Here is a 25,182-nt window from a genome sequence, read left to right on the forward strand (position 1 = left end):
CGGACTCCCGCACGGGCGTGCGGGCATATGCGTGACAATGGCCGGGTGACCTCAGCGACCCGACAGCCCCAGCCCCCGGCCGCCGCCGTACGCCCGCGACTGATCGCCACCGACCTCGACGGCACGCTGCTGCGTGACGACAAGTCGGTCTCCCCGCGCACGATCGCCGCCCTGGCCGCCGCCGAGCAGGCGGGGATCGAGGTCTTCTTCGTCACCGGCCGCCCCGCGCGCTGGATGGACGTGGTCAGCGAGCACGTCCACGGACACGGGCTCGCCATCTGCGGCAACGGCGCCGCCGTGGTCGACCTGCACGGCGGCCCGGGCGCCCACCGCTTCGTCAAGGTCCGCGAGCTGGCCCGCGAGAACGCGCTGGACGCCGTACGCCTGCTGCGTGACGCGGCTCCCGGCACGGTGTACGCGGTCGAGCAGACCTACGGCTTCCGGCAGGAACCGGCGTACCCGAAGATGCACATGGAGGTCCCCGACACCCTCGCGTCCGCCGAGGAGCTGCTGGCCCCGGACGCCCGCGCCGCCGACGAGCCGGTCCTCAAGGTCCTCGCCTTCCACCCCGACCTCGATCCCGACGCCTTCCTCGCGCTGGCCCGCATCGCCATCGGCGACCGCGCCAACGTCACCCGGTCCAGTCCCAGCGCCCTTCTGGAGATCAGCGGCCCGGAGGTGTCCAAGGCCAGCACCCTCGCGCTGTGCTGCGCCGAGCGCGGCATCTCGCACGAGGAGGTCGTCGCCTTCGGCGACATGCCGAACGACATCGAGATGCTCACCTGGGCGGGCCGGTCGTACGCCATGGGCAACGCGCACGCGGACGTGATCGCCGCCGCGTCGGGGCGGACGGTCGCCAACAACGACGACGGGGTGGCGGTCGTGATCGAGCGCATCCTGGCGGAGACCCCGTAGCCGCTGCTTCCGGAGCCCGGTCCGCTTCCGGGGCCCGGTCCGCTTCCCGCTCCGGTCAGAGCGGCGCCCCGCGCCGTTCCAGCCACGGCACCGGGTCCAGGGCCGACCCCGTCTCCGGAGTGACCCGCACCTCGAAGTGCAGGTGCGGTCCGGTCGAATTGCCGGTGCTGCCCGACTGCCCGATCCACTGCCCCGGGCCGACCCGGTCCCCCTGGTCGACGGCGACGGCGGCGAGGTGGGCGTACTGCGTGTAGTAACCGCCCGGGTGCCGGAGGACGACCTGGACACCGAAGGCGCCCCCGCACGACACCTTCTCCACCCGGCCCGCACCGACCGCGCGCACCGGTGTCCCGACCGGTACCGCGAAGTCCTGCCCGGTGTGACGGTTGGTCCACCGTGCCCCGCCGCTGCCGAAGGACGCCGAGAGCTCGTAGGACTCCACCGGCGTGACCCATGCCCGCGAGGGCTTCGGCTCCGGCTGCTCCAGGCGGACCGCGCCGGGGCAGGAGCCGGCCGCCACCGAGGCGTCGGCCTGCCCCTGAAGCCGTGAGCGGGCCTCGGCCAGCTTCTTCTCGATCCTCTTCTTCAGGGCCGCGAGCTCATCGTTGCGTTTCTCCAGTGCCTGCCGGGCCGCATCGGCCCGGACCCGTTCGGCGGCGAGCCGGGCCTCGGCCCGCAGACTCCTGCCGACGGCGGTGTTCACCGCCGTGTCGGCGCGGCCGAGGGCGTGCCGGCTCCGCATCAGCTCGTCCGGGTCGTCCGCGAGGATCAGCCGCGCGGCGAGCGGCAGGCCGCCGCCGTCACGGTACTGGGCCCGGGCGATGCGGCCCAGGTCCTCGCGGAGGGCGGCGGTCTCCTGCCGCCGCAGGCCGAGCAGCCGCTCGTGGCGCTCGGCCTCCGACCGCTGCGCCTCGGCCAGGCGCCGGCCCTCCTCGTACTGCTCGGTCGCCCTGGCCGCCTCCTCGTAGAGCCGTGCCACCTGCGAGGAGGCGGCGCCGGAGCCGCCGTCCTCGTCCGTGGCGCCGGTGGGGCGGGCGGCGAGCACGGCGAGCGCGCACAGCAGCACGGGGACGGACAGCGAGCGGCGGCGGGGTGAGCGCATGCCAGTGATCGTGGCCCGCGCCCGGGGGCACGGTCCTGTCCGTGTCGTACGGGCGGGGGACCGGTTGCTGCACACGGCCCAGCGCGGCTGCTGCACCCGGGGCACCGAGCCGGTGACGGCGTCTCAGCGGGGTGCTTCCCACAGCACCGTCGTCCCGCCGCCGTCCACGCCGGTTCCCGGTCCGGTCCGGCTGGCGCCGCCGAGCGCCTCGGCACGCCGTTCGAGATTGCGCAGGCCGCTGCGCCGGCCGCCCTCGGGGAGGCCGACGCCGTCGTCCGCCACGGTCAGCCGCACGCCCGGCCGGCCGTCGGGCAGGGTCGCCTGCGCGTCGACGACCACGTCGATCCGGCTGGCCCGGGCGTGCCGGAAGGCGTTCGACAGGGCCTCGCGCAGAGCGGCGACGAGGTTCTTGCCGGTCAGATCGCCGACCGCGTCGTCGACAGGGCCGACGAACCGGTGCGAGGGCGTGAAGCCCAGCGGCACGGCCGCCATGGAGATCTCGCGCAGCACCCGGGCACGCAGCCCCTTTGGGACATCGGCGGGCTGCCGGAGCGCGAAGACCGCGGAGCGGATCTCCTGGACGGTCACGCCGAGTTCGTCGGCGGCTCGCTCCACCCCCTCGCGCACCTCGGGCGTGAGCGCGCCGTGCCGGGCGTCCTCCAGCATCGTGCCCGTGGCGAACAGCCGCTGGATGACGAGGTCGTGCAGGTCCCGGGCGATGCGGTCGCGGTCCTCGTACACGGCGAGCCGTTCCCGGTCCCGCTGCGCGTCGGCCACCATCAGGGCCAGCGCGGCCTGGGAGGCGAACTGTCCGCCGAGCGCGCGCTCCGTCCGGGTGAAGGCGCGTCCGCCCCGCGCGCGGGGCATGACCAGGCTCCCGAGCACGCGCCCGTCACGGGAGAGCGGAAGCAGCATGACCGGTCCGTAGGCACGCAACGGGCCGGCCTCGAGGCGCGGGTCGGCGGCGGCGTCGTCGACGAACACGGCCCTTCCGGCGAGCAGTTCGGCTATCACGCCGTTGTCCTGCGGAACGACCGTGCCCAGGGCGTCCGTGGGCCGCGGGGACGCGACGGCGGCGACCTCCAGGCCCCCTCCTTCGGCGGGCAGCAGCACGATCCCCGCGGCTGCCCCGGAGAGCCGTCGGGCCTGTTCGGCGACGACCTGGAGGGCGTCGTCGGTGTCGTCGCCGGACAGCAGGGCGGTGGTGACGGCGACCGACCCGTCGATCCAGCGCTCCCGCTGCTGCGCCGACTCGTAGAGCCGCGCGTTGCCGATGGCGATGCCCGCCTCGGCCGCCAGCACGCGGACCATGGCGAGGTCGTGGTCGTCGAACCGCTCGCCGTCCCGCTTGCCGGTGACGACGAGGATGCCGAAGACAGCGCCCTGCACACGGACGGGCACCCCCAGGAAGGTGCCCGGCGGCTGGTCCTCGGGGAGGCCGCACGCGCGCGGGTCGTCGGCCGGGTTCCTGAGCCCGGCCGGCTCCGGATCGCGGACGAGGGCCTCCAGCAGGTCCCGGCGGCCGTCACAAGGACGCCCGGTCCGGTGGACGGTGGCCGCGCCGGTTCCGTGGTGGACGAACTCGGTGAGACCGCCGCCGTCCTCCGCGACGACACCGATCGCCGCGTAGCGCGCGTCCGCGAGGCCGGCCGCGGTCTCGCAGATCCGGTTCAGCGTGGAGCGCAGTTCCAGTCCGCTGCCGACCGACCGCATCGCCTCCAGTAGCTTCGGCATCCGTGCCAGAAGCTCGGCCGGCACCCCCTCACGGGACGGACGGGGGCCGGAAGGCGGGGAGGCGGACATGGAATGAGCCTAATGAGCAGTGTTTGTCCGGGAAAGCCGGAGCAGTACCTGGCCGCCCTGCCGCTGCCCCCGTCGTCACCTCGCTCCCACCAGCGGTTCCGTCGCCGCTTCGCGTTCGATCATCGTCCGCAGCGGTCCCTCGGCGACGGCCAGCTCCGCGTACGGGCCCCGCTGCACGGCACGGCCCCCGTCCAGCACGACGATCTCGTCCACCGCCTCGAGTCCGGCCAGCCGGTGCGTGATCAGCAGGGTCGTACGGCCCTCGGTGGCCGCCAGCAGGTCGGCGGTGAGCGCGTCGGCGGTCGGCAGGTCGAGATGCTCGGCCGGCTCGTCGAGCACGAGGACGGGGAAATCGGCGAGGAGCGCACGGGCGAGGGCCAGCCGCTGCCGCTGGCCGCCGGACAGCCGGGCCCCGTGCTCCCCGACCAGCGTGTCCAGGCCGTCCGGCAGGCTCTCGCACCACTCGAGCAGCCGGGCCCGCGCCAGCGCGTCGCGCAGCTCGGATTCGGTGGCGTCCTTCCTGGCCAGGAGCAGGTTCTCGCGCACCGAGCTGTCGAAGAGGTGCGCGTCCTGCGCGCACAGTCCGACGAGCCGCCGCACATCGTCTCCGGCCAGGGTGCGGGCGTCCACGCCGGCCACCGTGTAGGAACCCCCGTCCGGGTCCAGGAAGCGCAGCAGCACCTGCGCCAGCGTCGTCTTGCCGGCTCCGGAGGGGCCGACCACGGCGATGCGGCGGCCTTCCGTCAGGGTCAGACCGAACCCCGCGAGGGCGTCCCGGTCCTGTCCGGGGTGGCGCGCGGTCAGTCCTTCGAGGACGACCGGGAACGGCGACGCGGGCGCGGGCCGCGGCTGTGCGGGCTCGCGCACGGGCTCGGGCGCGTCGAGCACCTCGTACACCCGCTCGGCGCTTCTGCGCACGCGCTGCCGGTACTGCACGGCCGTGGGAAGCCCGAGCACCGCCTCGAAGGCGGCCAGCGGAGTGAGGACGACGACGGCCACGGCCACTCCGGCGAGCCGGCCGTCGGCGACCGCCTGCACCCCGGTGAGCGCGGCACCGGTGACGGTGAGGCCGGAGATCAGCGCGACCAGCCCGTCTCCCAGGGCGGTGGCCGTGGCCGCGCGCGAGGCGATCGCGGTGAGCACGGCGTCGGCCCGGCGTGCCGCGGCGGTGCGCGCGGGCAGGGCGCCGGCGACGGTCAGTTCGGCGGTCCCGGTGAGCAGGTCGGTCACCCGGGTGGCCAGGGCACCGCGGGCGGGGGCCAGCCGGCGCTCGGCCCGCCGTGCCACGGCCCCGGTGACCAGCGGCACGCCGGCACCGGCCGCCAGCAGTCCGGCGGCGAGTACGGCCCCGGCCTCCGGCAGGAGCCAGGCGGTGAAGCCGACCGACGCCGCAAAGACGGCCACCGCCGTGCCGGCGGGCAGCAGCCAGCGCAGCCAGTAGTCCTGCAACGCGTCGACGTCGGAGACGAGCCGGGAGAGCAGGTCACCCCGCCGGCGGTGGTGCAGACCGGCCGGTGCGAGCCGCTCCAGCCGCCGGTACACGGCGACCCGGGTGTCGGCCAGCATGCGCAGCACGGCGTCGTGCGAGACGAGCCGCTCGGCGTAGCGGAACACGGCCCGCCCGATCCCGAAGGCGCGCGTCGCCGTCACCGCCACCATCAGATACAGCACCGGCGGCTGCTGCGACGCCCGCGAGATCAGCCAGCCCGAGGTGGCCATGAGGCCCACGGCGCTGCCGAGGGCGAGGCTGCCGAGGAGCAGCGCGAGGGCGAGACGACCCCGCCGGGCACCGGACATCGCACGCACCCGGGCGAGGACGCCGCCCGCCGGGCCCGGCACCGGTTCCGTTCCGCCCGCGCCGCCGGCCGGATCCGGCGCGGCGGTTCCCCGCGTCTCCCGGGCCGGGCGGCCGTCCGCCGGTGCCGGGACGTCGCCCGCCGCCACGGGGGCGGCCGGTTGCGTCAGCCGCACCACGCGGTCGGCGATCTCCAGCAGGGCCGGCCGGTGCACCACGAGCAGAACGGTCCGGCCCGCCGCCAGCCTGCGCACGGCGGCCACGATCTCGGCCTCGGTCGCCCCGTCCAGGGCGGCCGTCGGCTCGTCGAGCAGCAGCACCGGCCGGTCCGCGAGGAACGCCCGGGCCAGCGCGAGCCGCTGCCGCTGTCCGGCGGACAGTCCGGCACCGTCCTCGCCGAGCACGGTGTCCGCCCCGGCGGGCAGCGCGTCCACGAACTCCAGCGCCCCGGCGTCGCGCAGTGCGCGCCGTACGGCGGTGTCGTCCGCCCCGGGACGGGCCAGCCGGACGTTCTCGGCGATGGTGCCCGCGTACAGGTGCGGATGCTGCGGCACCCAGGCGACACGGGCGTGCCACTGCGCCGGGTCGAGGCCGGTGAGGTCGGCTCCGCCGATGCGTATCCGTCCCTCGCGGGGGCGCACGAATCCCAGGAGGGCGTGCAGAAGCGTCGACTTGCCCGCTCCGCTCGGTCCGACGAGCGCGACCGTCTCCCCCGGTTCGACGGTGAGGTTCACGTCCGACACCGCGTCCGCGGACCGCCCGGGATAGCGCACGCTCACGCCGTCGAAGGACAGGGCGCCGTCGGCCGGGACCGGCAGGCTCCCCCGTTCCGGCGCGGGTGTCTCCAGCACCGAGAAGATCTCCTCGGCGGCGGCGAGCCCCTCGGCGGCCGCGTGGTACTGCGTTCCCACCTGCCGCAGCGGCAGGTAGGCCTCGGGGGCGAGCACGAGGACGACCAGGCCGTCGTAGAGCGCCATGTCACCGTGGACGAGCCGCATGCCGATGGTCACGGCGACGAGGGCCACCGAGAGGGTGGCGAGCAGTTCCAGGGCGAAGGACGACAGGAAGGCGATCCGCAGGGTCCTCATGGTCGCCTGCCGGTACTCGCCGGTGATGCGCCTGATCGACTCGGCCTGGGCCCTGGCCCGCCCGAACACCTTGAGCGTGGGCAGTCCGGCGACCACGTCCAGGAAGTGGCCGGACAGCCGCGACAGCAGCCGCCACTGCCGGTCCATGCGGGACTGCGTGGCCCAGCCGATCAGCATCATGAAGACCGGGATGAGCGGCAGGGTGGCGACGATGATGGCCGCCGAGACCCAGTCCTCGGTGACGATGCGCGCCAGCACCGCCACCGGTACGACGACCGCGAGCCCCAACTGCGGCAGGTAGCGCGAGAAGTAGTCGTCGAGGGCGTCGACCCCGCGGGTGGCGAGGGCGACGAGCGCCCCGGTGCGCTGTCCGCCCGGCCGGCCGGGGCCGAGCGCGGACGCCCGTTCCAGCAGCCGGCCCCGCAGCTCCGACTTCACGGCCGCGCCGGCCCGGTGCGCGGCCAGCTCGGTGAGCCAGCCGACCAGTCCGCGGCCGCAGGCGACGGCCGCCAGCAGCACCAGGGGCGTGCGGAGTCCGGCCGCGTCCGTGCCGTGCTGGAAGGCGCCCACCACCAGCTCGGCGACGAGCATCGCCTGGGCGACGACCAGCCCGGCTCCGACGGCGCCCAGGACGACGACCGCCACGAGGAACAGCCGGGTGGCACGGGCGTACCGCAGCAGACGTGGATCGATCGGTTTCACGTGAAACAGCCCCCGCCCGGCTAGTGTGCGGACTCGGCGATGTGCTGGGTGCCGATCCGCTTGCGGAACACCCAGTACGTCCACCCCTGGTAGAGCAGGACGACCGGCGTGGCGACCGCGGCCAGCCACGTCATGATCTTCAGGGTGTACGGGCTGGACGAGGCGTTGGTGACGGTGAGGCTCCAGTCCGCGTCGAGCGTGGAGGGCATGACGTTCGGGAAGAGCGTCAGGAAGAGCATCGCCACGGCGGCCACGATGGTGACCCCGGACAGGGCGAACGCCCAGCCCTCGCGCCCGGCCCGGTTCGCCGCCAGGGCGGCGGCCAGGGCGGCGACCGCCACCACCAGCGCGACCAGGCTCTTGCCGTCACCGTTGTCGGCCTGCGTCCACAGCAGGAAGGCGAGGGCCAGGACGGCGGTGAGGAGACCGAGGCGCGAGGCCAGCCTCCGCGCCCGTTCGCGGATGTCGCCCACGGTCTTGAGGGCCGTGAACACCGTCCCGTGGAAGGTGAACAGGGTCAGCGTGACGAGGCCGCCGAGGAGGGCGTACGGGTTCAGCAGGTCCCAGACGGTGCCGGCGTACTCCAGATCGCGGTCGATCTTCACCCCGCGGACGATGTTGCCGAAGGCGACTCCCCACAGGAAGGCCGGGATCAGCGAGGTCCAGAAGATCGCGGTCTCCCAGTTGCGCTGCCAGCGCTCCTCGGGCCGCTTCACCCGGTACTCGAAGGCGACGCCCCGGACGATCAGGCAGACCAGGATGGCCAGCAGGGGGAGGTAGAAGCCGGAGAAGAGCGTGGCGTACCACTCCGGGAAGGCCGCGAAGGTGGCGCCGCCGGCCGTGAGCAGCCACACCTCGTTGCCGTCCCACACGGGGCCGATGGTGTTGATCAGCACCCGCTTCTCGGCCCGGTCGCGGGCGAGCAGCCTGGTGAGCACGCCGACCCCGAAGTCGAAGCCCTCCAGGAAGAAGTAGCCGGTCCACAGGACGGCGATCAGGACGAACCAGACGTCGTGCAGTTCCATGACTGTGCAGCTCCCTCGGCCTAGTACGAGAAGGCCATCGGCTTGTCGGCGTCACGGGCGTCGCCGCCGATCTTCGTGGGCGGGTTGAGGTCGGCCGCGGTGAGCTCGGGCGGGCCCGCCTTGACGTACTTGGCGAGCAGCCTGACCTCGATGACGGCCAGGACGGCGTACAGCAGGGTGAAGACGGTCATCGAGGTGACGACCTCGGCCGTGGAGACGCCGGGGGAGACCGCGTCGCGGGTCTGCATCACGCCGTAGACGACCCAGGGCTGGCGGCCCATCTCGGTGAAGATCCAGCCCCAGGAGTTGGCGATCAGCGGGAAGCCCATCGTCCACAGGGCCAGGAGCCAGTACAGCCGGGTGAGCCGCGTCCCGAGGGGCTTCTTGAGCAGCACCAGGTGCGGGACCTCGTCCTCCCCCGTCCGCAGGGCGGGCGGCAGCAGGAACTTCTTCCGGGTCAGCCACAGGCCCAGCAGGCCGAGGGAGAAGGAGGCCATGCCGAAGCCGATCATCCAGCGGAAGCCCCAGTAGGCGACGGGGACGATGGGCTTGTAGTCGCCGGGGCCGAACTTCTCCTGCAGGGCCTTGTTGGTGTCGTGGATGCCGGGCACGTACGACTCGAAGTCGCTGTGCGCGAGGAAGGACAGCAGGCCGGGGATCTCCAGGGCGACCTTGTTGTGCCCCTCGTCGACGTCCCCGTAGGCGAAGACGGAGAAGGGCGCCGGCTCCTCGCCGTCCCACAGGGCCTCGGCGGCGGCCATCTTCATCGGCTGCTGCTCGTACATGACCTTGCCGAGGGTGTCGCCGCTGACGGCGGTGAACAGGCCGCCGACCGCGAGGGTGACCAGGCCGAGCCGCAGCGAGGTCCGCATCACGGGGACGTGCTTCTTGCGCATCAGGTGGAAGGCGGCGATGCCCACCATGAAGGCCCCGCCGGTGAGGAAGGCCGCGGAGAAGCTGTGGAAGACCTGGTTGAGGGTGGTGTTCTGGGTCAGGACCTGCCAGAAGTCGGTGAGTTCGGCACGGCCCTTCTCCTCGTTGATGCGGTAGCCGACGGGGTGCTGCATCCAGGAGTTGGCGGCGAGGATGAAGTACGCCGACAGCAGCGTGCCGATCGACACCATCCAGATGCAGGCCAGGTGGATCTTCTTGGGCAGCTTGTCCCAGCCGAAGATCCACAGGCCGATGAAGGTCGACTCGAAGAAGAACGCGATCAGCGCCTCGAAGGCGAGCGGCGCGCCGAAGACGTCACCGACGAAGCGGGAGTAGTCGGACCAGTTCATGCCGAACTGGAACTCCTGCACGATGCCGGTGACGACGCCCATGGCGATGTTGATCAGGAAGAGCTTGCCCCAGAACTTGGTCGCCCTGAGGTACTTCTCCTTCTCCGTGCGGACCCAGGCGGTCTGCAGCCCGGCCGTGAGCGCGGCCAGCGAGATCGTCAGCGGCACGAAGAGAAAGTGGTAGACGGTCGTGATGCCGAACTGCCATCGCGCCAGTGTCTCCGGCGCCAGAGCCATGTCCACGTCCTCGGCCTCCTTGCATCGCCGCGGTTCCGGCAGTTTGTGCGTGTATGTGCCACCTATCTCGGGAGCAACCAGACACGCTTGTGAACGCGTTCACATTCACAAGCAATTATGACGTACAGCTTTTCGACGCGGGACAGGGGGTCCCCTGTGACATCGCAGACAACGGGAAGGCCGGTGGGCGCCCGCCGCTCCCGCCCGGACGCCCACCGGCCCTGCCGCCTCTCAGACCTCCTTGCGGAACTCCTCCGCCACCTTCAGGAAGATGTCGTTCGCCTCGCTCTCCCCGACGGTCACCCGCACGCCCTCCCCCGGGAACGGCCGTACGACCACGCCGGCCCGCTCGCACGCCTCGGCGAAGGCGACCGTGCGCTCCCCCAGCCGCAGCCACACGAAATTGGCCTGGGTCTCCGGCACCGTCCAGCCCTGTTCCCGCAGGCCCTCGGCGACCCGGGTGCGCTCGCAGACCAGCGAACCGACCCGGCCGATCAGCTCGTCCTCGGCACGCAGCGAGGCGATCGCCGCCTCCTGTGCGATCTGGCTCACCCCGAAGGGCACCGCCGTCTTGCGCAGCGCGGCCGCCACCGGCTCATGGGCGATAGCGAAGCCGACCCGCAGACCGGCGAGGCCGTACGCCTTGGAGAAGGTCCGCAGGACGCAGACGTTGGGCCGCTCACGGTAGAGCTCGACACCGTCGGGCACCTCGGCGTCGCGGATGAACTCACGGTAGGCCTCGTCGAGAACGACGAGCACGTCGCCCGGCACCCGGTCGAGGAACCGCTCCAGCTCGGCCCGCCGCACCACCGTGCCCGTCGGGTTGTTCGGGTTGCAGACGAAGATCAGCCGGGTCCGGCCGGTGATCGCCTCGGCCATGGCGTCCAGGTCGTGCACGTCGTCCGGTGTCAGCGGCACCTGCACGGACGTCGCACCGCTGATCTGCGTGATGATCGGGTACGCCTCGAAGGAGCGCCAGGCGTAGATCACCTCGTCCCCGGGGCCCGAGGTCGCCTGGACCAGCTGCTGGGCGACCCCGACCGAGCCGGTACCGGTGGCCAGGTGGGAGAGCGGGACGCCGAAACGTTCCGACAACTCGTTCATCAGGGCCGTGCACGCCATGTCCGGGTACCGGTTGAAGGAGGAGGCCGCGGCCGTCACCGTCTCCATCACCCCGGGCAGCGGCGGATACGGGTTCTCGTTGGAGGACAGCTTGTAGGCCACGGGGCCGTCCGCCGCGGCGGGCCTGCCCGGCCTGTAGGTGGGAATACCCTCCAGCTCGGGGCGCAGCCTGGGGCTCGTCTCGCTCACCGCAGTCCTCCTCGTGATCACCGCCGACATCGAATACTTCTCACCTTATGAGGATTCGGCGTCCCTGCGTACAGGCCCGGCAGGACGCGGTGGAACCACAGCCGGCACCGGCGCATCGGGGGCAACGGCGGACGAAGGCGCATGACTCGGGGGGCGCGCTGCACATATATCTACGCGCCGGTGGCTCACGCCGTGGCGCGCATCCCTCGTGCAGGTGAGTTGAGACCTCTTCGCAACATCCACCACTCGCCAGGCGCTTACTCACCGATACGCCAGGTACTGGGCAACAGACAGTCAACTTCCTTTGCTTCCAAGGCCATTGACGTCTTATGATCATGCAGAAACGTGCCTGTCAACGTGTGCATATGCGTCCGCCCTACCCCACCGCATGAGCCCTACTATCGGCTCGCCATGACAGCAGCAGGGAAGCATCAGGTGAGCCGCGCGGAAACCTCACGTCGAGGCAGCCGGCCGGGCCGGGCGGGCATCAGGGACGTGGCCGCCGCCGCCGGCGTATCCATCACGACCGTCTCCGACGCCCTCAACGGCAAGGGCCGTCTCCCGGATGCCACCCGGCGTCATGTCCGCGAGGTCGCCGACCGGCTCGGTTACCGGCCGTCGGCGGCCGCACGCACGCTCCGTACCGGCAAGTCGGGACTCATCGGCCTGACCGTGACCACGTACGGGGATGAACCTTTCACCTTCACCGAGTTCGCGTACTTCGCCGAGATGGCGCGCGCCGCCACCTCGGCGGCGCTGGCCCGCGGCTACGCCCTCGTCATCCTCCCGGCGACCTCCCGGCACGACCTGTGGTCCAACGTCGCCCTGGACGGCACGGTCGTCGTCGACCCGTCCGACCAGGACCAGGTCGTCAGCGAACTGGTCCGCCAGGGCTTACCCGTCGTCTCCGACGGCCGTCCGGCCGGCGCGCTTCCCGTCACCGCCTGGGTCGACAACGACCACGAGGCCGCCGTACTCGGCATCCTCGACCACCTCGCCGACGCCGGCGCACGCCGGATCGGCCTGCTCACCGGCACCACGACCGACACGTACACCCACCTGTCGACCACCGCGTACCTGCGCTGGTGCGAGCGGGTCGGGCAGGACCCGGTCTACGAGGCGTATCCGGCGCACGACCCGTGCGCGGGCGCGGTGGCCGCCGACCGGCTGCTGGCCCGGCCCGACCGGCCCGACGCCGTGTACGGCCTGTTCGACCCGAACGGCACCGATCTGCTCGCCGCCGCCCGGCGCTACGGTCTGCGCGTCCCGGAGGACCTGCTGCTGGTCTGCTGCAGCGAGTCCACGGTGTACGCCAGCACCGAGCCGCCCATCACCACCCTCTCGCTGAAGCCCCGGCGCATCGGCACGGCGGTCATCCAGCTCCTCATCGACGCCATCGAGGGGCTCGACTCCGACCAGCCGGTCGAACAGGTGATACCGACAGAACTGATCGTGCGGACGTCGTCGCAGCGTCGCCCGCCCCGTACGACGGTCAGCCCGCCGCGGTCGCCCGAGGGCGGCTAGCGCACCAGCGCCCCGAGGCCGGGGCGACGGCCCGGTGGCCGGGAGCCGCCCGGGCCGTGGAATCGGCAGGGAGAGAACACATCGATGCCGCAGATGGGCGAATCCCGGTCCAACCGGGGCGAAAGCAGCGGTGAGCCGGAGTCCTGTTCCGATTCACCACCCCTGGGTCATCACACAGCGCGATCCGCATTCCTATGATGGGCCCACACACCGCGGGCCGCTGCGACCAGGCAGTCCGAAGCGGTGCAGATGCGGCGCGATGGTGGAGGGGTCGATGACTCAGGGGGCCGGTCAGGGACCCGAGGTGGAGCGGACGGCGACGGTGCGCGACTTCCGGGTACCCGCGTACGTCCACGAGCCCGCTCCGTACGCCGCCCCCGGCACGTACGCGGGCGGCTCCGTGCCACCGCACGGGTACGAGGAGTCCGCTCCGGAGGGTTACACACCCACGCAGCGTGATCTTCCCGTCATCCGTCGGGGTGACACGGTCCAGGTGACCGTCGACCCCGCCCCCGCTCCGGCGGCACAGCCCGTCACGGGACAGGGCCCGCTGTTCGTCGTCGGGGACGTCCACGGCTACCTCGACGAACTGGTGGCCGCACTGCAGGAGAAGGGCCTCGTCGACTCCTCCGGCCAGTGGTGCGCGGGCACGTCCCGGCTGTGGTTCCTCGGCGACTTCACGGACCGCGGCCCCGACGGCATCGGCGTCATCGACCTGGTCATGCGGCTGTCCGCCGAAGCCGCCGCCGCCGGCGGCTACTGCAAGGCCCTGATGGGCAACCACGAGCTGCTGCTGCTCGGCGCCAAGCGGTTCGGCGACACCCCCATCAACTCCGGCGCGGGCACCGCCACCTTCCAGGCAGCCTGGCTGCTGAACGGCGGCCAGAAGACCGACATGGACCGCCTGCAGGACCACCACCTGCAGTGGATGGCACGCCTCGACGCCCTCGAAGAGGTCGACGGCCACCTCCTGGTCCACTCCGACACCACCACCTACCTCGACTACGGCCGTTCCATCGAGGAGGTCAACGACACCGTCCGCGAGACGCTCACGCGCAACGACGCGGAAGAGGTGTGGGACCTGTTCCGCAAGCTCACCAAGCGCTTCTCCTTCCGCGACGAGGGCGGCGCCGACGCCGTGCGCTCGCTGCTGGACACGTACGGCGGCTCCCGGATCGTCCACGGGCACAGCCCCATCCCCTATCTGCTGGGCGAGGTGGGTTCCGAGGACGGCGAGGACGACACCCGTACAGCGGTCGAGGGACCTCACGTCTACGCGGACGGGCTGGCCATCGCCATGGACGGTGGTGTGACCATGGCCGGAAAGCTGCTGGTCCAGCAACTGCCGCTCGACGCCTGAGCGTTCGCGGGACGGTCCTTCCCCGCCGGCCTCCCCGCAGAACCGGCACCCAATTTCTGGAAACCCCCTGTCACGGCACGCCGTCACCGCTCTACCATCGCCTTATCCGTAGCAGGCTCCCCTCCGTTTCTGCCCGACGGCTCGTTGGCATGCGAGCCCCAAGCCCTACGGAGCATCGGGGGATGCACATGAACAGCCTTCCGCAGCACCTGTCGAACGAGGACCGCCAGGACTACGAACGGATCCTCGACGAGGCGCTGCGCTCCGCGCCGCACCGCCCGGAGCTGGCCGCTGTCGGGCAGCGGCTCAACACCGAACAGCTGCGCACCATGGCGCTCAACGCCACCGCGCTGATCACGGCGGCGGCCACGACGGAGTACCAGCACTACGTGAAGGTCCGCGAGGAACTGCGCCACCCGGCACCGTCCGCCCCGTCGTCCGCCCGTGATTCCGGCCCCGCCGACTCGGGCACGGGCGCGGTGGGCCTCGCCGCCACCATGGGGGAGGCCGCCGAGGGCGCGGGTGCCGTCGCCGTCGCCGCCGTCCTGACCCCCGTTCTGGCCGGCACCGCCGCGGCGATCTTCCTCCTCGTCGGCTACGTCCTGAGGATGCTCGACCCCGGCCAGAGCTTCGCGCAGACCATGCTCACCACGGGCTGGCTGTTCGGCGGTCTGGCCGCGGTCGCCGTCCTCGTCGCCACGGTGGGGTTGCTGCTCACCGCGCTGCGCAACCGTCCCTCCGCCGAGTCCGGCCGTCACGACGAACTCGACGACGAGGTGGTCCGGGCCAGGGAGGCCTGGCACCACGCCCTGCTCGAGCGCGGAGTCCTGCCCTTTCTGCGGGAGGCGCTGGCCGACCCGGACGCGGCGGCCGGCCTGCGCCGGGCCGGTCCCTCGGCCCCGGCCGGCCGGATGCCGCACCTCGGCTACGGCCGCCCGGGATTCACGAGCCCCGACGACGGCCGGCCCGGTGCGCGCCCGAGCTACTCGCGTCCGGACTACAGCAGCCCGGATTTCGGCGGCCCGGAGCACCGGCCCGAATAGCCGGCGGACCGGGCGGGCGTCCACGACCCGGAGGATGCCCGCCCGGCCGGCGGCGGGCATCCGGGCCGAGGGTCAGTCGGCCAGCGGGAGATACACCCGGTTGCCGCTCTCGGCGAACTCCCGCGACTTCTGGAGCATCCCCTCGGCGATCTCCTCGGGTGTCGCTCCCTCGGCCGCCGCGCCGCCGAACCGCTCGTTGATGTCCTGGCTGATCTTCATCGAGCAGAACTTCGGCCCGCACATCGAGCAGAAGTGGGCCGTCTTGGCGGGCTCGGCCGGCAGCGTCTCGTCATGGAACTCCCGGGCCGTGTCCGGGTCGAGGGCCAGGTTGAACTGGTCCTCCCACCGGAACTCGAAACGGGCGTCCGACAAGGCGTCGTCCCACTCCTGCGCCCCCGGATGTCCCTTGGCGAGATCGGCGGCGTGCGCGGCGATCTTGTAGGTGATGACGCCGGTCTTCACGTCGTCGCGGTTGGGCAGGCCCAGGTGCTCCTTGGGCGTGACGTAGCAGAGCATCGCCGTACCCCACCAAGCGATCATCGCGGCTCCGATGCCGGAGGTGATGTGGTCGTACGCCGGGGCGACGTCCGTCGTCAGCGGGCCGAGCGTATAGAACGGGGCTTCGTCGCAGATCTCCTGCTGAAGGTCGATGTTCTCCTTGATCTTGTGCATCGGGACATGGCCCGGGCCCTCGATCATGGTCTGCACATCGAAACGCCTGGCGATCCGGTTCAGTTCTCCGAGCGTGCGCAACTCGGCGAACTGCGCCTCGTCGTTGGCGTCCGCGATCGACCCCGGCCGCAGACCGTCTCCGAGGGAGTACGTGACGTCGTAGGCGGCGAGGATCTCGCAGAGCTCCTCGAAGTTCTCGTAGAGGAACGACTCCTTGTGGTGCGCCAGGCACCACGCCGCCATGATCGATCCGCCGCGCGAGACGATGCCGGTCTTGCGGTTCGCGGTCAGCGGCACATGGGCCAGGCGCACGCCGGCGTGGACCGTCATGTAGTCCACGCCCTGCTCGGCCTGCTCGATGACCGTGTCCTTGTAGATCTCCCAGGTCAGTTCCTCGGCCTTGCCGTCGACCTTCTCCAGGGCCTGGTAGAGCGGCACGGTGCCGATGGGGACGGGGGAGTTGCGCAGCACCCACTCGCGGGTGGTGTGGATGTTGCGGCCGGTGGACAGGTCCATGACCGTGTCGGCGCCCCAGCGGGTCGCCCAGGTCATCTTCTCGACCTCCTCCTCGATGGAGGACGTCACGGCCGAGTTGCCGATGTTGGCGTTGACCTTCACCAGGAACCGCTTGCCGATGATCATCGGCTCGGTCTCCGGATGGTTGACGTTGGCGGGCAGGACGGCCCGCCCCGCGGCGATCTCCTCGCGGACCACCTCCGGCGCGACGTTCTCCCGGATGGCCACGTACTCCATCTCGGGCGTGATCTCGCCCCGGCGCGCGTACGCGAGCTGTGTCACCGCCGCGCCGCTCCGGCTCCGGCGCGGCTGGCGCGGGCGCCCGGGGAAGACCGCGTCCAGATTGCGCAGTCCGCCGCGCGGAGAGGTGTGCTTGATGCCGTCGTCCTCGGGGCGGACGGGCCGGCCCGCGTACTCCTCCGTGTCGCCGCGGGCGATGATCCAGTTCTCCCGCAGCGGCGGCAGTCCCCTGCGGACGTCGGTCTCGACGAGCGGGTCCGTGTACGGGCCCGACGTGTCGTAGAGGGTGACCGACTTCCCGTTGGTGAGATGCACCTGACGGACCGGCACCCGCAGGCCGGGGCGCGATCCCTCGACGTACGCCTTGTGCCAGCCGATGGACTTCCCGGCCTCCGCGGTTTCCGCGGTTTCCGCCTCGGCGGCGTCCTGCGTGGAGGCAGACATGCGTGCGTCCTCGATGGTCATGAGACCTACTCCCTACGCCGGCATTACCCGGTAACAGGTTCGGCGGTCGACGCAGCGGTTTCCGTCCGCCGACGCTTCGTGGGAAAGATCACCCTGCTGTGGTGATGTTTCCCGTGAAACATCGCTGGGACGGAGGTCAGCGCCCTCTCAGCCCGGTGCTCCGAGCTCCCGCGTGTACAAAGGTGCCTCCACGCTAGCGTCAATTCGGGCGCGGTGAACAGAGGGCCCCTCACGTTCTTGCGATGATCGGGCGGTGACCACGACCCAGCATCCTCCCTACCCACCGCACGAACCCCCTCGTGGCCCGGGCGCCGCGACAGGCGACGGCCGGGTGCGCGCCCAGGGCCCCGGCGGCGCACACGGAGCGGAGGAAAGACAGGAAACGGATCACGCGTACAGCCCTGCCGACGGACACGGCCCCGGGCTCGGCCCCGGCGGAAACGGTGGGCACAGAGGGCACGGTGGCGGTGGCGGACACGGCGGCGGTGGCGGGCACGCGCATTCGCACGGCCACGGCCACGGGCCCGCGACACCCGTGTCCCAGCATCTGCGGAAGGTGATCGCGGCCGTCCTCATCCCGTTCGCCGCGGCGGTGGTCGTCGGGCTCGCCGTGCTCTGGCCGGGCGGCGCACCCCCGCACGAACGGACCGGGGTCGGTTTCGACCGGCAGACGCAGCAGGCGACGGTCACCGAGGTGGTGAGGCTGAGCTGCAAGTCCGTCAACGCCTCGGGCGTTCCTCCGACCGGCGACACCTCCACCGCCGAGGGCTCCTCCGCCGTGCAGCAGGCGAACGGTGACTGCAAGCGGGCGACGATCCGCGTCGACACCGGCAAGGACAAGGGCCGCACGTTCGAGGAGATCGTGCAGCCGGACCAGACACGGCAGTTGCACGAGGGCCAGAAGGTCGTGGTCGCCTACGAGCCCTCCGCTCCCGAGGACCTGCAGTACTCGGTGGCCGACATCAACCGCCGGCTGCCCCTGGGTCTGCTCGCCGGCATCTTCGCGCTCGCCGTCGTGGCCGTCGGACGGCTGCGGGGTCTCATGGCCCTGGTCTCACTGGCCATCAGCTTCCTCCTGCTCAACTTCTTCATCCTGCCCGCCGTCCTGCAGGGCTCCAACCCCCTGCTCGTAGCGGTGATCGGCTCGAGCGCGATCATGCTGATCGCTCTGTATCTGTGCCATGGTCTGTCGGCGCGGACGTCGGTGGCGGTGCTCGGCACCCTGGTCTCGCTGCTGCTGATCGGTGTCCTCGGCTCACTGTTCATCGGCTGGGCGGCGCTCACCGGCAACACCGACGACAACACCGGTCTGATCCACGGCCTGTACCCGTCGATCGACATGAGCGGTCTGTTGCTCGCCGGGGTCATCATCGGTTCGCTCGGCGTCCTCGACGACGTGACGGTGACCCAGACCTCCGCGGTGTGGGAGTTGCACGAGGCCAACCCGACGATGGGCTGGCGCGGCCTGTACCGGGCCGGCATCCGCATCGGGCGCGACCACATCGCCTCGGTCGTCAACACGCTCGTCCTCGCCTATGCGGGCGCCGCGCTGCCGCTGCTGCTGCTCTTCTCGATCGCGCAGAGCGGCGTGGGAACGGTGGCGAACAGCGAGCTGGTCGCGGAGGAGATCGTGCGCACGCTGGTGGGCTCGATCGGTCTGGTGGCCTCCGTGCCGGTCACCACGGCTCTCGCGGCGCTGGTGGTCTCGGCCGACCGGCCGGTGGCGCGGAACTCCGCGGCGGCGCCGGGGAGCGGGCCGGCTCCCGCGCGCGGAGGACGGGGCCGTCGTCGCAAGCGCTGACCGGTACTCGTCGCAAGTGCTGGCCGGTACGGGCGGGCCCGGGTGCCGCAGGTGGCCGACACCGCGAAGAACCGTTCCTGCACAAGCCGGTGTCGCTGCCACAGCGCTGCCCGGCAGCACAGGGCCGCCCGGCGGGTCAGCCCGCGCTCTGTTCCTCCGCCAGAATGCGGTCCAGTGCCTCGTCGAGATGGGCGTCGAAGTCGGCGAGCGCGCCTTCCTGCCCCAGCGGCACCAGCTTGTCGGTCCGGTCGAGGAACGCCACGAGGGGCGCCGCCGAGGAACGGAACAGCGCCTGGTCGCTGCCGACCTGCAGACGGATCAGCACTTCGGCCAGCGGCTCGGGCTCGACGGGAGCGATGCGCACGTCACCGTCACCACACGGCATGCCCACCCCGTCGACGAGCAGCTCCCGGCCGAATGCCCAGGTGACCGGGGCGTCTCCCGGCAGATGGAACGTCAGCCGCACCGCATAGGGATCACAGGTCTGGTAGCGCAACTCCACCGGAATGCGGAAGGAGAGCTCCTCGGACACGAGAAAGCTCATCATGACCTCTGCCTGTACGGACTCGCCCATCGCCTACCCCGTCATTCGCCGTCGACTGTCCGGGAATCAAACCTCTAACACTGGTGGCATCTTGCTCAACGTACACACCAGATCACAAGGAGTGAGTTTTCAGATACTGATAGAGAGCGCGAACGACCCCAGGAGACGCCCCATCTCGGCCTGCAGCCGCCGCGCCGTGGGAAGCAGCCGGTCGGCCTGATGGGCAGGCAGGGAGAAGGCCACCGTAGCGGCCGTCGCGCCCACGGTGACCGGAATCGCCGCACACACCGTCCCCACGGCGTACTCCTGGTGTTCGGTCACCGGTTCCATCCGGCGCGTACGCTCCAGCCGCCTCATCAGGCTGTCGCCGTCCCGCACGGTGTACGGGGTCACCGGCCGTACCGGGTAGCGGCCGAGGTGGTCGCGGCGAGCGGCCTCGTCCAGCTGGGCCAGGAGGCACTGCCCGATGGCGTGCGCGTGCCCGGTCTCGCGGAGATCCGCCCTCGCCTCCACGGCCGGAGTGCTCGGACTGTCGGAGACGCACACCAGATCGATCTCGCCCTCGCGGTACATGGCGTAATACACGGGCGCGCCGATCGCGTCGCGCCAGCGCGCCAGCGTGTCGACGACCGTGGTGCGACGTTTCTTCTCGGCTCCGCTGCTGCTCAGCCTTTCGGCCGCCTCGCCGAGGAAGAACAGGCCTCTCTCACGGCGCAGGTATCCCTCGTGCACGAGGGTGCGCAGGAGGTGGTAGGCCGTGGGCAGCGCCAGCCGCGTCTCGCGGGCCAGTTGCTTGGCGGGGGCTCCGTGCTCGTGTTCCGCGACGCATTCCAGAAGGCGCATCGCTCGCTGCACCGAGCCGATGAGGGTCGCCGCGGGCGGTCCCGCGGCCGGCGGTTCGCCGGGTACGGGCGGGGTCCTGGGTGCCGAACGGGGCTGCACGGGCAAGGTGTGCAGCGGTACGAACGTGGTGTCAGCCGTGGCCAAGGAGCACTCCCGGAACGCGAGGGGGCAGCCCGTGCGGGGGGAACACGGGTGGGGTGTACGCCACTCGCGGGGTCGCCCCCGCGTGGAATTCCGGACTCTAACCGCCGGTCACCACTCGCCGACTGCCCGTCCGGGAAACTTCCCTCGCGCGAGGGAACCGGTGGTTCCTGTTACCACCACCGGTACCCCACCGATCTCACCAGTCGCTGCGCGACGACGAGCTCGTCATGAACTTGCGCACGACGTAGATCAGTCCGCCGACGAGCGCCACGAACACCAGCACCTTGAAGAGCAGTCCGATCACGAAGCCGACCACGCTGGCGATCAGCCCGCCGAACACGACCAGAGCGATGGCGGGCACCGCGATCCACTTCACCCACCACGGCATTCCCGTGAAGATCTCTCGCATCGCCCTCGTCCTTGTCTTTCCGTCCGTCCGGGCCCCGGTCCCCGAAGGACCGGGAGCCGGACCGGAAGTCTCCTGATGTCCTGCACCCGATGCTAGGACCGCGAGGGCCCCGGCAGGGACCCGGCATCCCTTGTCTCCCCCTGACCGATCCCCTAGGGAACCCGGAGGACGACAGTCAGCTCTCGGGCGGAGAGAACACGACGAGCACCCTCAGGTCCTCGCTGATGTGGTGGAACTTGTGGGCGACTCCGGCCGGCACGTACACCACGCTGCCGCGGGCGACCTCGGTGGTCTCCATGCCCACGGTGATCGAGGCCCGGCCGCTGACCACGAAGTACACCTCGTCCTGCTCGTGCGGCTTCTGCGGATCCGCCGTGCCCGCGTCGAGGGCGTACAGACCGACCGACATGTTCCGCTCACGCAGGAACTGCAGATAGGCACCGTCGTTGGCGGCGCGCTCCGCCTCCAGTTCGTCCAGCCGGAATGCCTTCATCGCCTTGTCCGCCCCTGCCTCACCGTTCGTTGCCGATCGTGTCTGCCACGATCAGACACATGAAGAATTTCCTAGTCAAGACGGTCGCCAACGCAGGCGCCCTCGCGGTCGCCGTCTGGCTGCTCGACAGGATCACCCTGTCCGGGGGCAGCACCGGCGAGAAGGCCGCGACGCTGATCGTCGTCGCCCTGGTGTTCGGCTTGGTGAACATGCTGGTCAAGCCGATCGTGCAGGTGCTGACGTTCCCGCTGTTCATCCTCACGCTCGGCCTGTTCACACTGGTGGTCAACGCGCTGATGCTGTTGCTCACCTCATGGCTGGCCGACAAGGCCGACCTGAGTTTCCACGTCGAGGGATTCTGGACGGCCGTCCTGGGCGGACTGATCGTCTCGGTCGTCTCCTGGGCCCTCAACGCCTTCCTGCCCGACCAGGACCGAGGCCGATGACCTACCGCGTCTGTTTCGTGTGCACGGGCAACATCTGCCGCTCCCCGATGGCCGAGGCCGTCTTCCGCGCGCGCGTGGCGGAGGCCGGGCTCGCGGCCGTCGTCGAGGCCTGCAGCGCCGGCACCGACGGCCGGCACGAGGGCGAGGACGCCGACCCCCGCACGGTGGCCGTGCTCGGGAGGAACGGATACGTCCTCGACCACACGGCCCGCCGCTTCCGGCCGGCCTGGTTCGCGCGACTCGACCTCGTCGTCGCCCTCGACCGGAGCCACCTCAGGGCCCTGCGGCGCCTCGCGCCCACGGACCGGGACGCGGCCAGGGTGCGACTGCTGCGGTCGTACGACCCCGCTGCCGACGGCGGGGACCCCGACGTGCCGGACCCCTATTACGGAGGCGTGGACGGTTTCGAGGAATGCCTTGAGAGGGTGGAGGCGGCGAGCGCCGGACTGCTCGCCGCCGTGCGCGAGGACTTGGAGGTACGGGCGGCATGAACGATTCCGCTGTCGACGGCGGGGGCACACCGGGCGCGGACGCCCCCGACGGCATCGGCGACGGTACGCGCGCGGTGCGCGCCGGACTGCCCGAGCCGGTCAAGCACGAGCCGACCCTGCCCGGCCCCGTGTTCGCCGCGCACTTCCATCTTCCCGGTGATCCCACCGGCCCGTACACCTACGGCCGTGACGAGAACCCGACGTGGACCCACCTCGAGCGTGCCATCGGTGAGCTGGAGGCACCCGGGCGGAGCGAAGCGGAGACGCTCGTCTTCGCCTCGGGCATGGCCGCGATCTCCTCGGTGCTCTTCTCCCAGCTGCGCGCCGGGGACGTGGCCGTGCTGCCCGACGACGGCTATCAGGCGCTGCCGCTGGTGCGTGCCCAGCTGGATACGTACGGGATCGAGGTGCGCACCGCGCCGACCGCCGGGGACGCCCAGCTCGGGGCCCTGGACGGGGCGAAGCTGCTGTGGATCGAGACGCCCTCCAATCCGGGGCTCGACGTGTGCGACGTGCGGCGGCTCGTCGAAGCGGCACACGCGCGTGGAGCCCTGGTGGCCGTCGACAACACGCTCGCCACTCCGCTCGGGCAGCGGCCGCTGGAACTGGGCGCCGACTTCTCCGTGGCCAGCGGGACCAAGCAGCTGACCGGCCACGGCGACATCCTTCTGGGATACGTCACGGGCCGCGACGCCGAGGCCATGGCCGCCGTGCGCCGGTGGCGGAAGATCGTCGGCGCGATTCCCGGCCCCATGGAGGCCTGGCTCGCGCACCGTTCCCTCGCGACCCTCCAGTTGCGGGCCGAACGGCAGAACGCCACCGCGCTGAAGGTCGCCGAGGCCCTCCGGGAACGGCCCGAGGTGACCGGGCTGCGCTACCCGGGCCTGCCCGACGACCCCGCACACGAGGTGGCCTCGCGGCAGATGCGGCGCTACGGGTGCGTCGTCTCCTTCACGCTGCCCACCCGCGCGCGTGCCGACCGCTTTCTCGACGCCCTGCGGCTCGTGGACGACGCGACGAGCTTCGGCGGGGTGCGGTCCACGGCCGAGCGGCGCGGACGCTGGGGCGGTGACGCGGTGCCGGAGGGCTTCGTCCGCCTCTCGGTCGGTGCGGAGGACCCCGCGGACCTGATCGCGGATCTGCTGCGTGCGCTGGATCAGTCCGCCCGCTGAGCTCCGCCGCCCCGTACGGGGTGACTTCCGCCCGTACGGCGAAGGGCGGTCCGAACCTCCCCCCTCGTGGCTCGGACCGCCCTTCCGGCTCTGCGCGCGAAGAACCGCGGCACCAAGGCTAGTTGACCGGGCGTCAGTGTCCAATCACCCTGACGACAGCGACCTATCGACATATTTATAGTTGGGCGCGGCCGGAGGCGTGGGAAACGGCGGAGAGGGGAGGCCTTCCGTGGATCTGGCCTTGCTGCGCACCTTCGTGACCGTGCACCGGGCCGGCTCCTTCACCCGTGCCGCAGCACTGCTCGGCCTCTCCCAGCCGGCCGTCACCTCCCAGATCCGTACCCTCGAACGGCAGCTCGGCCGTCCCCTGTTCCTGCGGCAGGCCCGCGGGGTGACGCCGACGACCATCGGCGACGAACTCGCCCACAAGGCCGCCCCGCACCTCGATGCCCTGGTGGAGATCGCCGAGACCGGGATGGACGAGGACTCCTCGGTACGGACGCTGCATCTGGCGGGACCGCCCGAGTTCACCGCCGAGCGGGCGCTGCCCGCGCTCACGGAGCTCACCGGCAAGGACGGACAGGGATTCGCGCTGCGCGCCACCTTCGGCAACGCCGAGGAGGTCCTCGAAGGACTGGCCGCCGGGCATCATGACCTGGCCATGGGCACCGCCCGGCCGCGTGGCGCCCTGCTCACGGCGACTCCGCTCTGCGACGAAGAGCACGTCCTCGTGGCCGCGCCCCGCTGGGCCGCGCAGACCGGCGCGGGCACATCCCTGCGCTCTCCGGCGCCCGACCTGGCACATGTGCCCGTGGTCGAGGTGCACGAGTCCCTGCCTTTCGTCACCCGGTACTGGGCTTCCGTGTTCGACACCTGCCCGACCGTCCCGGGCACCGTCGTCGTTCCCGACCTGCGCGCCGTGCTCGCGTGCGCGGTCGCGGGCGCCGGGCTCGCCGTACTGCCGCGCTACCTGTGCGCCGATGCCCTGGCACGCGGGGACGTCGTCGCCCTGCACGAGCCGGCGGTGCCGCCGCTGCGGACGTACTTCCTGGTGGTCCGCACCGGCGCCCTGGCGATGCCGCACATCGCCAGGGCCCATGAGTGGCTCCTGCACGCGGCGGGGGACTGGAACTGAGGCCGCGCGGTCGGGCGGCGATGTTTCACGTGGAACCAGCCGGGCCACATTTCCCCCATGACCGTCCGCCCCGTGGTCAAGCGCACTGCCCGCGCCGTCCTCCTGGACGGCGACGACCTGATCCTGATCAAGCGCACCAAGCCCGGTGTCGATCCCTACTGGGTCACCCCCGGAGGCGGGGTCGAGCCCGATGACACGACCGTGGTCGACGCCCTGCACCGCGAGGTGCACGAGGAGCTGGGCGCCAAGATCACCGACGTGGTTCCGTGCTTCGTGGACACCATGGAGCACATCGGCGAGGAGGACGGCGCCACCGGCGTGAAGGTGCAGCACTTCTTCGTCTGCCGTCTGGAGTCGATGGACCCGGCCCTGCGGCACGGCCCCGAGGTCGACGAGCCCGCCGGCGAGTACGAGATCGTCCGGGTGCCGTTCACCCGGGTCGGCATCGCCTCCGTCCATCTCGTCCCCCTGTCGTTGCGGCACTACCTCGACGGCAACATCGAGGGCGTTCTCGCACTGCACGCCCCCGACCTCGGTTGACGCCCACCGCGGCGGGAACGACGGTGGCGATACGACCGCCCGTCAGGGCCCGCTGTCCGTGTGCCCCACCGCGGCACTGTCCG

At 71.6% G+C, this 25,182-nt stretch carries 21 protein-coding genes and 1 riboswitch; of the genes, 10 read left to right on the top strand and 11 right to left on the bottom strand.

From position 1 onward, the window contains the following. Positions 1-27: 27 nt before the first annotated feature. Positions 28-915 carry a Cof-type HAD-IIB family hydrolase gene (locus ACFYOJ_RS25240; protein ID WP_356554151.1) on the top strand — a complete coding sequence of 296 codons (888 nt, stop codon included), beginning with the start codon at positions 28-30 and terminating at the stop codon, positions 913-915. Between the two features lie 55 nt (positions 916-970). On the opposite strand, the gene ACFYOJ_RS25245 is transcribed toward ACFYOJ_RS25240, so the two are convergent. From ACFYOJ_RS25245 to hisC, 6 genes are all read right to left on the bottom strand, one after another. Then, positions 971-2,017: a peptidoglycan DD-metalloendopeptidase family protein gene (locus tag ACFYOJ_RS25245; RefSeq protein ID WP_356554153.1), complete on the bottom strand. Its 1,047-nt coding sequence runs from the start codon at positions 2,015-2,017 to the stop codon at positions 971-973. A gap of 123 nt (positions 2,018-2,140) precedes the next feature. After that, entirely contained in the window at positions 2,141-3,820 is a 1,680-nt protein-coding gene (locus ACFYOJ_RS25250) for a GAF domain-containing protein (protein WP_356554155.1), read from the bottom strand. A 75-nt stretch (positions 3,821-3,895) separates the two neighbouring features. Beyond that, a complete protein-coding gene (gene cydD, locus ACFYOJ_RS25255; protein ID WP_356554156.1) occupies positions 3,896-7,405 on the bottom strand; it encodes a thiol reductant ABC exporter subunit CydD in 3,510 nt (1,169 codons plus the stop codon). 20 nt (positions 7,406-7,425) lie between these two features. Then, positions 7,426-8,430 carry a cytochrome d ubiquinol oxidase subunit II gene (gene cydB / locus ACFYOJ_RS25260; protein WP_356554158.1) on the bottom strand — a complete coding sequence of 335 codons (1,005 nt, stop codon included), beginning with the start codon at positions 8,428-8,430 and terminating at the stop codon, positions 7,426-7,428. Positions 8,431-8,450: 20 nt separating this feature from the next. Beyond that, a complete protein-coding gene (locus tag ACFYOJ_RS25265; RefSeq protein ID WP_356554160.1) occupies positions 8,451-9,956 on the bottom strand; it encodes a cytochrome ubiquinol oxidase subunit I in 1,506 nt (501 codons plus the stop codon). 225 nt (positions 9,957-10,181) lie between these two features. Then, entirely contained in the window at positions 10,182-11,261 is a 1,080-nt protein-coding gene (gene hisC / locus ACFYOJ_RS25270) for a histidinol-phosphate transaminase (RefSeq protein WP_356554161.1), read from the bottom strand. Positions 11,262-11,672: 411 nt separating this feature from the next. On the opposite strand from hisC, the gene ACFYOJ_RS25275 reads away from it, so the two are divergent. The 3 genes from ACFYOJ_RS25275 to ACFYOJ_RS25285 all read left to right on the top strand — a co-directional run bounded on the left by ACFYOJ_RS25275 (position 11,673) and on the right by ACFYOJ_RS25285 (position 15,188). Then, positions 11,673-12,785: a LacI family DNA-binding transcriptional regulator gene (locus tag ACFYOJ_RS25275; RefSeq protein WP_356554163.1), complete on the top strand. Its 1,113-nt coding sequence runs from the start codon at positions 11,673-11,675 to the stop codon at positions 12,783-12,785. Between the two features lie 259 nt (positions 12,786-13,044). Next, positions 13,045-14,145, top strand: coding sequence for a metallophosphoesterase (locus ACFYOJ_RS25280; protein ID WP_356554164.1), 1,101 nt, complete (start codon positions 13,045-13,047; stop codon positions 14,143-14,145). Between the two features lie 182 nt (positions 14,146-14,327). After that, positions 14,328-15,188 carry a hypothetical protein gene (locus tag ACFYOJ_RS25285; protein WP_356554165.1) on the top strand — a complete coding sequence of 287 codons (861 nt, stop codon included), beginning with the start codon at positions 14,328-14,330 and terminating at the stop codon, positions 15,186-15,188. 72 nt (positions 15,189-15,260) lie between these two features. Here ACFYOJ_RS25285 and thiC read toward each other — a convergent pair whose 3' ends face one another. Beyond that, on the bottom strand, positions 15,261-17,081 hold the full coding sequence (thiC, locus tag ACFYOJ_RS25290) for a phosphomethylpyrimidine synthase ThiC (protein WP_356554167.1): 1,821 nt from the start codon (positions 17,079-17,081) through the stop codon (positions 15,261-15,263). After that, positions 17,074-17,263, bottom strand: a riboswitch (TPP riboswitch). (Overlaps the previous gene by 8 nt.) A gap of 71 nt (positions 17,264-17,334) precedes the next feature. Here thiC and ACFYOJ_RS25295 point away from each other — a divergent pair. After that, a complete protein-coding gene (locus ACFYOJ_RS25295; RefSeq protein ID WP_356554169.1) occupies positions 17,335-18,882 on the top strand; it encodes a YibE/F family protein in 1,548 nt (515 codons plus the stop codon). Between the two features lie 136 nt (positions 18,883-19,018). On the opposite strand, the gene ACFYOJ_RS25300 is transcribed toward ACFYOJ_RS25295, so the two are convergent. From ACFYOJ_RS25300 to ACFYOJ_RS25315, 4 genes are all read right to left on the bottom strand, one after another. Then, the gene (locus ACFYOJ_RS25300; protein ID WP_356554171.1) at positions 19,019-19,456 is read right to left on the bottom strand and encodes an SsgA family sporulation/cell division regulator; all 438 of its coding nucleotides are present in this window, start codon (positions 19,454-19,456) and stop codon (positions 19,019-19,021) included. A gap of 99 nt (positions 19,457-19,555) precedes the next feature. Then, entirely contained in the window at positions 19,556-20,281 is a 726-nt protein-coding gene (locus tag ACFYOJ_RS25305) for a helix-turn-helix domain-containing protein (RefSeq protein WP_356554316.1), read from the bottom strand. Between the two features lie 328 nt (positions 20,282-20,609). Next, positions 20,610-20,822: a DUF5326 family protein gene (locus tag ACFYOJ_RS25310; RefSeq protein ID WP_356554173.1), complete on the bottom strand. Its 213-nt coding sequence runs from the start codon at positions 20,820-20,822 to the stop codon at positions 20,610-20,612. 175 nt (positions 20,823-20,997) lie between these two features. After that, positions 20,998-21,315: a cupin domain-containing protein gene (locus tag ACFYOJ_RS25315; protein ID WP_356198997.1), complete on the bottom strand. Its 318-nt coding sequence runs from the start codon at positions 21,313-21,315 to the stop codon at positions 20,998-21,000. A 59-nt stretch (positions 21,316-21,374) separates the two neighbouring features. Here ACFYOJ_RS25315 and ACFYOJ_RS25320 point away from each other — a divergent pair, with 59 nt between their 5' ends. The 5 genes from ACFYOJ_RS25320 (at position 21,375) to ACFYOJ_RS25340 (ending at position 25,099) form a co-directional block, all read left to right on the top strand. Further along, a complete protein-coding gene (locus tag ACFYOJ_RS25320; RefSeq protein ID WP_356554175.1) occupies positions 21,375-21,761 on the top strand; it encodes a phage holin family protein in 387 nt (128 codons plus the stop codon). Beyond that, complete coding sequence (locus ACFYOJ_RS25325; RefSeq protein ID WP_356554177.1) at positions 21,758-22,252, top strand: low molecular weight protein-tyrosine-phosphatase; 495 nt, start codon at positions 21,758-21,760, stop codon at positions 22,250-22,252. Before ACFYOJ_RS25320 ends, ACFYOJ_RS25325 begins: the two co-directional genes overlap by 4 nt. Continuing rightward, positions 22,249-23,424, top strand: coding sequence for a cystathionine gamma-lyase (locus tag ACFYOJ_RS25330; RefSeq protein WP_356554179.1), 1,176 nt, complete (start codon positions 22,249-22,251; stop codon positions 23,422-23,424). Before ACFYOJ_RS25325 ends, ACFYOJ_RS25330 begins: the two co-directional genes overlap by 4 nt. A 229-nt stretch (positions 23,425-23,653) precedes the next feature. Next, a complete protein-coding gene (locus ACFYOJ_RS25335) occupies positions 23,654-24,559 on the top strand; it encodes a LysR family transcriptional regulator (RefSeq protein WP_356554181.1) in 906 nt (301 codons plus the stop codon). Positions 24,560-24,616: 57 nt separating this feature from the next. After that, positions 24,617-25,099 carry an NUDIX hydrolase gene (locus tag ACFYOJ_RS25340; protein ID WP_356554183.1) on the top strand — a complete coding sequence of 161 codons (483 nt, stop codon included), beginning with the start codon at positions 24,617-24,619 and terminating at the stop codon, positions 25,097-25,099. Positions 25,100-25,182: the final 83 nt, after the last annotated feature.

The sequence above is a fragment of the Streptomyces sp. NPDC006384 genome, from assembly GCF_042870695.1.
Taxonomy (GTDB): Bacteria; Actinomycetota; Actinomycetes; order Streptomycetales; family Streptomycetaceae; genus Streptomyces.